Source organism: Limnofasciculus baicalensis BBK-W-15, from assembly GCF_024178385.1.
Lineage (GTDB): Bacteria > Cyanobacteriota > Cyanobacteriia > Cyanobacteriales > Coleofasciculaceae > Limnofasciculus > Limnofasciculus baicalensis.
The window spans coordinates 1-9,078 of record NZ_JAMZMM010000252.1; the positions used below are offsets into that span (position 1 = coordinate 1).

Annotated in this window: 5 protein-coding genes; all 5 read right to left on the bottom strand. The window is 43.8% G+C overall.

Annotated features, from left to right (window positions below):
• Nucleotides 1-20 precede the first annotated feature (20 nt).
• The 5 genes from NJ959_RS20675 to NJ959_RS20695 all read right to left on the bottom strand — a co-directional run bounded on the left by NJ959_RS20675 (nt 21) and on the right by NJ959_RS20695 (nt 9,031).
• Nucleotides 21-1,400, bottom strand: coding sequence for a sulfotransferase family protein (locus tag NJ959_RS20675; protein ID WP_254013632.1), 1,380 nt, complete (start codon nt 1,398-1,400; stop codon nt 21-23).
• A gap of 123 nt (nt 1,401-1,523) precedes the next feature.
• Nucleotides 1,524-3,224: an amidohydrolase gene (locus NJ959_RS20680; RefSeq protein WP_254013633.1), complete on the bottom strand. Its 1,701-nt coding sequence runs from the start codon at nt 3,222-3,224 to the stop codon at nt 1,524-1,526.
• Nucleotides 3,225-3,255: 31 nt separating this feature from the next.
• The gene (locus NJ959_RS20685) at nt 3,256-4,365 is read right to left on the bottom strand and encodes a hypothetical protein (protein ID WP_254013634.1); all 1,110 of its coding nucleotides are present in this window, start codon (nt 4,363-4,365) and stop codon (nt 3,256-3,258) included.
• Nucleotides 4,366-4,475: 110 nt separating this feature from the next.
• A complete protein-coding gene (locus NJ959_RS20690) occupies nt 4,476-5,603 on the bottom strand; it encodes a PrnB family protein (protein WP_254013635.1) in 1,128 nt (375 codons plus the stop codon).
• Nucleotides 5,604-5,623: 20 nt separating this feature from the next.
• On the bottom strand, nt 5,624-9,031 hold the full coding sequence (locus NJ959_RS20695; protein ID WP_254013636.1) for a cytochrome b5 domain-containing protein: 3,408 nt from the start codon (nt 9,029-9,031) through the stop codon (nt 5,624-5,626).
• Nucleotides 9,032-9,078 lie beyond the last annotated feature (47 nt).

The following is a 9,078-nucleotide window of genomic DNA, read 5'->3' on the forward strand; positions in this document are numbered from 1 at the left end:
CCCCTAGTCCCTAGCTATAATTATAATTTTCTGTTAATCGACGGGAAGGGATCGTCACGCACCGACAAATCAAAAAACGGGCATAATTTTTCCCATCCTTCTCCCTGGGTAATATTTATGACTAATAAGGATTCCGGACGATCTTTGAAATAGTCAGTTACATTTTTGTAGTGGAGGTCGTATATATATGATAAACGCTCGGCATTAAAATAATAAGTTCCGTAAACAGCACTCCGTAACATTCTCCTCAGTTTCATTTTAGATTCTTGTCCTGGTGTATCGTCAAATGCCTTTTTTTTGCGCCACTGTGCTTCTATAGATTTAAGCCAAGATTCTTTATCTCTTACAGTGAGGATAAATTTACTATCTGGATAGATTTTATCTAATTGGGCATAGTAGGGAGCTACTGTAATATCTGTGATGCCATCATAAGCATTCAAGAGGGATAATTCATATTGTCCTGCGATCAGTTCCTCGATAGTTGTTTCATCAGTAGGATGATAAATAACATTAATATTTAGCATCTGTAAGGCTGTGGTTAGGCTTTTTGTCCCTGTTCGTCCTAAACCAATCCCAAATACCTTCATCCGCTTACTGCGCAGCCATTTGTACGGGTCGATATTTCCAGATAATTCTATAATTTCTGATAAAGTCAATGGCTTTTTCTCCTCAATCTTTAGCAGATCTAATTCTTGCTTGGCAATCTGGGGGAGTTCTGCAATAAATCTAGCAATTTCTTCCGGTTGAGTATCGGGTTTAATTCTGTTTCTAGTGTAGTTAACAGCATAGTTAGCTACCTGGAAATCTCCATCATGGCTTTCCCTTGCCCAATCTTCTTGACTAATCTCTAGTTTAGCCTTGAAATAATCTTGGCGATTTCTCATTCTCAGTTCTTTAATCGCATGTTTAATAAATAGGTGCTGGTAGAACTGAAAAAGGTCGTGAAATATTTTGAAAGCCTTAAACGCTTTAGCTGATAACATATTTAGCTCTTGCAGGGCTAAATTACGAGTTCTTGACTCTGGTCTTGCCAGGTAATGAGGATCGTTTTGAGGAACCTTTACCTTTTGCATAGCACGGACAATATCAATTCGGGTAATATGTACGCCGCAATGGATGTAGCCGCGAAACTTATCTAGCACATAACAATCTATATATGGGATGGTGTTGTCTTGAAGAAAGGGCACCATATCTTCCAGAATCAAACAATCAGCATCAACGAATACTACATAATCGCAGTTATAATCGATCTCCAGCATTTGCTCAACTGCTTTGGCAAAGGGTTGCACATTCTCGATAATATGTACTTGTTGCGGCTGAATATTTTTTTTCGCGAGTTCTAAAGCCGCCGTGGAAGTTCTTTCACCAACAGTTCTAAAAACCAGATCGATTTTTTTCATTATTGAACCTCCCATCTCACTCAATTTTTCGTTTTCTTTTCCTACAATTTCTGTAAATAAATGAGAAATTGTTAGATCTAGTTTGGCTAGCTACCACAAATCTCATCCTTCACCCTTGGCGCTTCAACGGACTAAGTTAGGTGGAAACTTCACTTCGTAATCCGCATCCTGATAAACCACCTTGCCACCCACCAGAGTAGCCATCGGTTTCAGATTTAAAATATCCTCGTCGCTGACAGTTAAGTAATCCGCCGAAAGAATCACCAAATCCGCCAGTTTTCCCGATTCTATGGAACCCTTAATCGATTCCTCGAAGGTGAGATAAGCTGAATTCAGGGTATACATCCGCAAAGCTTCTGCGCGAGTTACCCCATGTTCCACACCGATTGCACCCCATTTTTTGGTCTGACGGGTGACAAAAAAGTAGATCCCTTCAAAAGGACTAGGTGGTATTTTAGAATAATCGCTACCCCCAGCCACAATAATACCAGCATCCAGCCAGTCTTTTGCTGGGAACAGATGAGCAGCACGTTCTGCACTATGATAGAGTGCAAAAACTGGGTAGTACATATAGGGATGGTACTGCATTGCCACCACCAAATCCATCTCTTTGACCCGTTCAATATGGCGTGATTGACCGTAATGGGCGTGATCTACCACCCAGCGTTTACCTTTCAGGGAAGCAACTTGATCCGCTGCGGCAAAAGCATCTAGCAAGATATCCACTGCCACATCCCCCCCCGCATGTACCAGAGGTCGCCAACCTAGCTTGTTCAGGGTAATGCAGATTTGGTTGAGTTTCTCGCAGGATAGACGCTGAATCCCTCGGTAGCCAATTTGACCTTCCCCAGCTAGGGGTAGGGTTGAATAAGACCAACTATTCAGCATTCCATCAGTGGATTGATCCACCCAGAGTTCGCTCACCCCATTCACCCTGAGCCATTCATCACCAAAGGGTGGGCGGATTCCCCAGCTTCCTAGCTCTTTTTCCAGTTCCTCCACTGATAAGTTAACATGATCGACATTGACATCCATCGCTACCCGCAAGGTTAGTTCCCGATTCTGCCATAGCCGCTGATAGGCGACCATTTCATAAGGTTGGAGTGAGGGGTTGCGAATGCTAGTAATCCCGGCGGAGTTAGCCAAACGCTGTGCCCATTTCACGGCAGTGTAAAGCTGCCCCTCAGTAAATACACCGATATCCCCTGTGGCGCTGGAACCCTTGGAGAGTAGTAGCCGTTGCGCAGTACCCGCAAAAACTCCGGTTAATTCCCCAGTCTCAGGATCTCGACCAATGATACCTTTAGCTGGGTTCGGTATATCTTTAGTAATGTTAGATAGTTCCATCATCCTCGTGTTGGTATGACGACCATCTTCAAAGGTAAGAACCACCGGGTTATCAGGCGCAACTCGATCTAGTTCCTCTATAGTGGGAGTTCGACCTTCATCTAATAACTCAGCCGCACAACCTGCGTTGCTGATAATAATTTCTCCTGGACCTAATTCTCTGGCTTTTTCTACTATTGCATCTAGTATTTGTGGCACAGAGGTGAATTGATCCAAACGAATTCCATTATAGGCACGGGCTGCCCGGTTCATAAAGTGGTGGTGAGAATCATTGAAACCGGGAATTACAGTCCTACCTTTAAGATCTACCTGAGTTGTCGAGTCGCCAGCTAACTGAAGAATTACCTCATTTGAGCCAACAGCAAGGATTTTGTCACCCTGAATAGCCACGGCTTGTTGAATAGAAAAATCCCGATCAACAGTCAAGATTTGACCGTTGTAGAAAACTATATCGGCATGGCTATCATATCTCAACATCCCTGTTTTCCTTATTAATTGTGCGGGTTAATTAGGCGACTAATTCTTGCTCTAGTTTGGTACGGAGGTCAATGATTTCTTGACAAATTGAGTCGATATCATTGGCGTGGAAACCTTTTGCCAAAGTAGGTGCATAGTCCATCAATTTTTCGCAGGCAGTGGCACTAAAGGCGGAAAACCCATTTTCATCGATGATGGCAGCACCCATATCATAGCCCCCTTGCTTATTCAGGGCGATCGCGTCCTCTTCTGTACAGTCAGCCGGAAGATCTAACTCTACTTTGCCATTTTGCATAATTACTGGATAGCCACCAGGTAAGCCATTTGGACCGGGTACATGAGTCATTACTGGAGTATCTCCCAGCAAGGCGGTGAGGACTTCAGCGCTGTTTGTTCCCACCAATTCGTTGATAATTTTGCCTAAATCGTTGATCGATCGCAAATCATGGAAAACATCAGCTAGATTTTTCTCTACATCTAGCACTTCTTTGCCATCAATCCATACCCGTGGACCATCAAGATCTGAGTGAGTTTTGCCGAGTATCTTGAAGTAATGATAAAGGTGGCCAATAATTTGTATTTTATGGTCTGGTTGGGGATAGCGCCACCGGAGACAGCCAGCAAACATAGCCACATTTCCTATACCAGAAGTAATCGGCAGACCCAGATATTTCAGAATTGGATTGACATGATCGGGGAAACAAGCATTGACCATAATTGGAGAGGGATTCATTCCTTTCACAATAGCCGCTACCCGTTTCACCAAAGCCACCTGCGTTGGCACAATAATGGCATTACCTGCTGCCCAAACTAATTGTTTCCAGCGCGTCTCTTTGGATGCACCAAGAAAATCCCATGGCGATTGTAGGGATGCTGTCTGAAAGATGAGGCGGGGAGAATATTTGGCAATTTTCTCAGGTAAATCGTTTTCGCTGTCCCAGTCAATGGTATCGCCAATAAAATTAACTTTATGATTTAACGCACCGGACATAGCGTTAGCTAATGCCACTACTATATCGACTCTGGCTTTTGAACGACCCAGTACCGCCACACGTAGGGGTGCTGGTGACATCAGGGCTAAAGCTCGACAGGTTGTTTCACACACCGAACCTGACCCCATAATTAAAATGTCAAAACTCATTAAGTTCTCCTAGTTTATTGGTTATTTGTCGTTGGTTATTTGTCCTTGGTCATTTGCTATTAGTCATTCGTTCTGAACAAATAACAAATTACCAATCACAAACAACAAAATTACTGAATCACTAACTCCGATGTTTCTCGCCGCACTTGCCCCAGAAAGCGCGTTACATTAGTTCCACTGGTTCCGGATACACTAGTCTCTTTTTTTCTAGCTTGTTTTACCACATAACTGACACTGATTTCTAGATGTTTCTTCCGAAAGGTATCCAACAGTTCAATGCTCTGATTGTATAGCTCCTTCAGTACTAAATAATCTTGTTTTTTTGTTAAGATATATTCCCGCAAAGAAGGACCAGCTTCAAGTACTGCGAGAAACTGACGATGACCTGGGGGCATATAGTCGCGCATTCTTCGCAGAAACTCACCACCGCGATCCTGATGGGCGATACCCAAGGCAATATCTAAAGCATGGAACAAAGCACACTGAGCCGCGCTAGCGGCAATCCACATTTGGGGTTGGTCGCTGACACCTTCATAGATGATGCCGGGATCTTTCCAAGCATCTAGAATGGGACGTAATCGATTATAGAAGATATAGGGATCGCATTTTTCTGGCAAGCGTTTTAAGGTGGCTAGCATTTTTTCCTGTGCGGCTATTATACAACGGAGATTCTGCTCTACAGCCACCGGATCGTCTTTTGCGATCGCCGATTGTGCCTCAACCATCGCTTTGAGTGCTGGACCACCTTTGGCTTCGATAACTACCATATCCAGATAAAACCAGTGTTCGTCTTGACTACCTTGGTAGGAACGAGAAATTGCCAGGTTATCTAAATCAATTGGTTCTGATTTGTCTATGCGAAACCAATTATAGAGCATCATGGAGAAATAGGTAAATACTGGAGGTAGCCCTACTTTTTGTGCTACATCCCAGAGTGGCATTGCTAGATTCCGTGGCAAGATCGATGCCTGTTCTGCCTCCCCCATGATATAGGCATTTGCCATGACCGAAAGCAATAGAAAAGCGCGATAAAGTTGTCGCTTGCCTTCTAGGGGGGCTGGATCGATAATTTCCATTTTACCCAGGATCTGTCTGACTTTTCCAGCAGTCAGTAAGGCAGGGATTTGTGCGCTCATCTCCTCCCAAGCAGCAAAAGCAGGTGGCAATTCTGTCAGAGGATCTTCTGAGGGGAGAAAGCCACGGACTGGGTCAATTTCATAGGTATGTAAATCAATCATTGTTTTCTAACTTCTTTCCTCTATAGACTTGCACCTAGTACAGCCACCCGATGATAATAATGATCTATTATATTAGGAAACTGTCTAGCGATTTGCTTGATTTCTGTCCTAACCTCTGAAGTCATTACATCATCCCCAAACTGCTCGAATAGCCGGACTATTTTACAGACAATCAGCTTCAGTTGCTGTAACAAGTTGCTGTCTGCCTGCTCCAGATTGGTGCAGTGTTCGTGAAATGCCAGGATTTCTCTAGCATCGGTAATTGTATCATCAGCCACGGCGGTTTTAAGTTTAGTTATGAACTGTGGGTAGACTGCCAATACTTTTTGGGCGGTTCCTGTTTCCTGAAGTTGCGCAATCGCTTCTAGCAACCAAGTCATATCTTCCTGATATATTTCCCCTGTAGTTTGCCAGATTTGTTGCCATACTTCGCCAAAAATATGAGGCAAAAACTCTAAGACAAAACGCTGATGGGTTTTCATATACATCATCAGTTTCACAGGAGAAATAGAAATGCCATTTTCCACTTCATCTTGGGTGGCGGCTTCCCTCTGAATACTGAAATCATTAGTAAGGGCATTTTCTATCTCAACGATGAGAAAAAGATAGCCAATCCAACTGCGGTAAAAGTTGTCAATCGCAGCAGATGCTTGGGCATTAGCAAATTGTCGCACAATCCCAATTCGATAACTAGCTAACATCGCTTGAATTTCTTGATTGGCATGGTGTCCCACTTTATGATAGACAGATGTGGCATCCATCCCGGAGTAGGCGCGGAGAATCTTAAACCCTCCAGGATGTTTGTTTCGGAAAGGGGTAACATCATAAACCGCATCCTCAATAATCAGCCAGTATCCTTCTTCCTCATTATTGTGCAAAGCGATTTCAGACAGATCGTACAATGTGGTAGTCCGATCAAAAGCGGTGACAAACGGGGTAAAGGTTTCTTCCAGATAACGACCTTCTGCCACTAGATTTTCCATCGTTTCCTGTGCAAATTGCTGTTTTTCTTTGGGAGAACCTTGATAAAAGCCTGCGATAACTTCCTCAATTGCCTCCCTGACGCTGGTAGCAAAACCAGTTTGTCCGCATACATAAATATAAGCACCTTGCCCACCCTCTTTGATGCCAAGTAAGAGTGACCAAAGTAAATTGGCGTTCTCCTGACGCTGAATCTCATCACCAATTCGATGTCGATTTCCAGGTGTAAATTGCCAGCTACCTCCCTGACTATTGGGCACAAAAGTAGCTTGAATATCCTCGCGGGAAAAAATCATTCGTAGCTGAAGCTTTCCTGCGGCTACTAATTCTGTCAATTCCTCTTGATAATGGAAATCCAAAGTGGTAGCGGTACTGAAAAATAACCAGTTTGCACCAGAATTTTCGGTTTTAGCACGTTCTAGCAGAAAACTCCGACAAGGTGAAATACCAGTCCCTCCAGCAAACATAACTATAGGAAGACTGACATCTTGTGGTAGGTGAAAAGTTGGGGAAGGAACAATTCTCATGGCAAGTTTACCCTGATTTCCTCTCGCTAGAAACTGGGAAGCTGTACCCTCCCTTGCTGTTTGACGAGAAAGTGCATTTGCTTGGGTTTCATAGTGGACTTTGCCAATAGTTAACTCTAACTCAGTTGCACCTTTAGCTAAACTGGAACTAGTGGGTCTTGCCATGACCGAGGAAATTGAGTAAAGCCGAAAATATTCCGGTGGCACAACCTGACAGATATGTTCAACTGCATCAGGTTCAGCTATTAAAAGCCGACTAGGATCGAAGCCATCAGCAATTAGCAATTCTAGCAAATCCCAAAGTTCCCATTCCTGCTCTAAATGGTTCTGGATAATCTGTGCTAGGGTGGGATTATCTGTGAGGGTAAATAATAGTTTAGCAACAGGACGTTTGACTGGACGAATTTGCCCGAATTTTAATAATGTACGGAGGGGCAAAGTTTGGCAACATTGATATCGATCGCGATAATTAATAGCTAACTGCCAAGTGCGATCTAAAGGGATCAATTCATCTCCTGTTGCCTGTAATGATTTGATAGTTTTTTCTACTAGTATCTCATTGTTTTCTGGTAAAATCGCACAGCGATCGCCAGGACGGTAATAGACAAAACTGTCTGCTAGTGCTAGTTTTACTTGGACTACATTGCCGCCATCGCTCACATTTTTAATTTCTTTAATCCAAGCATGATGGTAGTTATTTTGCTTGAAAAAACAATTGTAACGCTCTTGACGTGCTAGTTCTAGTTGTTTGTCTATATTGTCCCAAATCCGATCTTTGAAGGAACCTTTAAAAGCTGCGGTAGCACTCCGTCCGCTTTTAAAAGCTGTTTCTATATAACCAGCAGCCTTAAGGCGGTGTCGTCCGAGAAACCCATTTTCACCTGCATAGGCATATAGTACATCTTGGAAGAGTCGCGTCAGTCCTGGGATATTTTTCTGTCGGATATAGTTAGGAACAGAAATCTGTTTTACTGCTAAAAAAAAATCAGCCCAGTGTTTGGGAAACCATTCTCTAACGTGGATACTTTCTTTGCCAATATCACTAGCATAACTACCCCTTTCTAGGAAGGCATCTAATGCTTGTAGCGACGCTGTAGCCGCGCCAACAGGTCCGGCGGCACCTTTGCGAATTGGCACGGAGAGGGGGGCGATAGTTTTCGCCCAGACAACCGGGTCCACGAATAAGGTACTACGAGAATTAGGAATTACCTTGGGCAAGCAAACAAAAGTCAGGTGATTCAAACAATCCAGCATCACCAATAGTTCTTTTTCTAACTCTTGGGGGTTGTCGCTGGTAGCAGCTTCCTGGGCGCGGACTATCGCGCTGACTAGGGGTGTGGAGTGAGCCTGAATTTCAATTGTACTGCCCAGAAAAATACGTTCTTCTTCATTACCCCAATAGGGAATCAGTAGTCGCAGATTTTCTACCCGCATCGGATTGGGATCGTTGGGATCGATTAAACGCCAGTTATAGGTTGACATGTCGATATAGGACATGTGGGCTTCCTTTCTGTGTAAGCGTCGGGCTATTTCTTCCCAAGGTTGCTCGATGGATGGAGGTAAAGTAGAGGGAGGTTCTGCATCGATGTAGTAGTAGGTATGGGCGAAGGCGCTGATAATTGCCGAGGCACGGAGTACCATTGGATCGGGAAGGCTCTTGACATCAGCAGGTAGAATAGGCATTGCGTCGAGACGTTGGCGCAAACTAAGTCCTCGGCAAAGATCTGGTAATTCCTCAGCAATATTATCCCAAATCTTATAGCTGGGTGGTAATGCTAGTAAGGGTAATTCAGTGGGCATAAAACCGTGGGTTTCTGATAGAAATCCTAGATTTTCATGACCCAGACGCTGATTAATCTCTATGGCAGTTGATAAAACACTACGAGCCGGAATTGGCTGGCGATTGTCTGTGGGTGACATCTCCTACACCAACCTGAGTACAGGTATGGTGTAGGCTTCCAAACCAA

What these genes read in the sequence shown, in the direction of transcription:
- NJ959_RS20675 (WP_254013632.1), bottom strand. Translation starts at nt 1,400, where the DNA reads ATGAAAAAAATCGATCTGGTTTTTAGAACTGTTGGTGAAAGAACTTCC.
- NJ959_RS20680 (WP_254013633.1), bottom strand. Translation starts at nt 3,224, where the DNA reads ATGTTGAGATATGATAGCCATGCCGATATAGTTTTCTACAACGGTCAA.
- NJ959_RS20685 (WP_254013634.1), bottom strand. Translation starts at nt 4,365, where the DNA reads ATGAGTTTTGACATTTTAATTATGGGGTCAGGTTCGGTGTGTGAAACA.
- NJ959_RS20690 (WP_254013635.1), bottom strand. Translation starts at nt 5,603, where the DNA reads ATGATTGATTTACATACCTATGAAATTGACCCAGTCCGTGGCTTTCTC.
- NJ959_RS20695 (WP_254013636.1), bottom strand. Translation starts at nt 9,031, where the DNA reads ATGTCACCCACAGACAATCGCCAGCCAATTCCGGCTCGTAGTGTTTTA.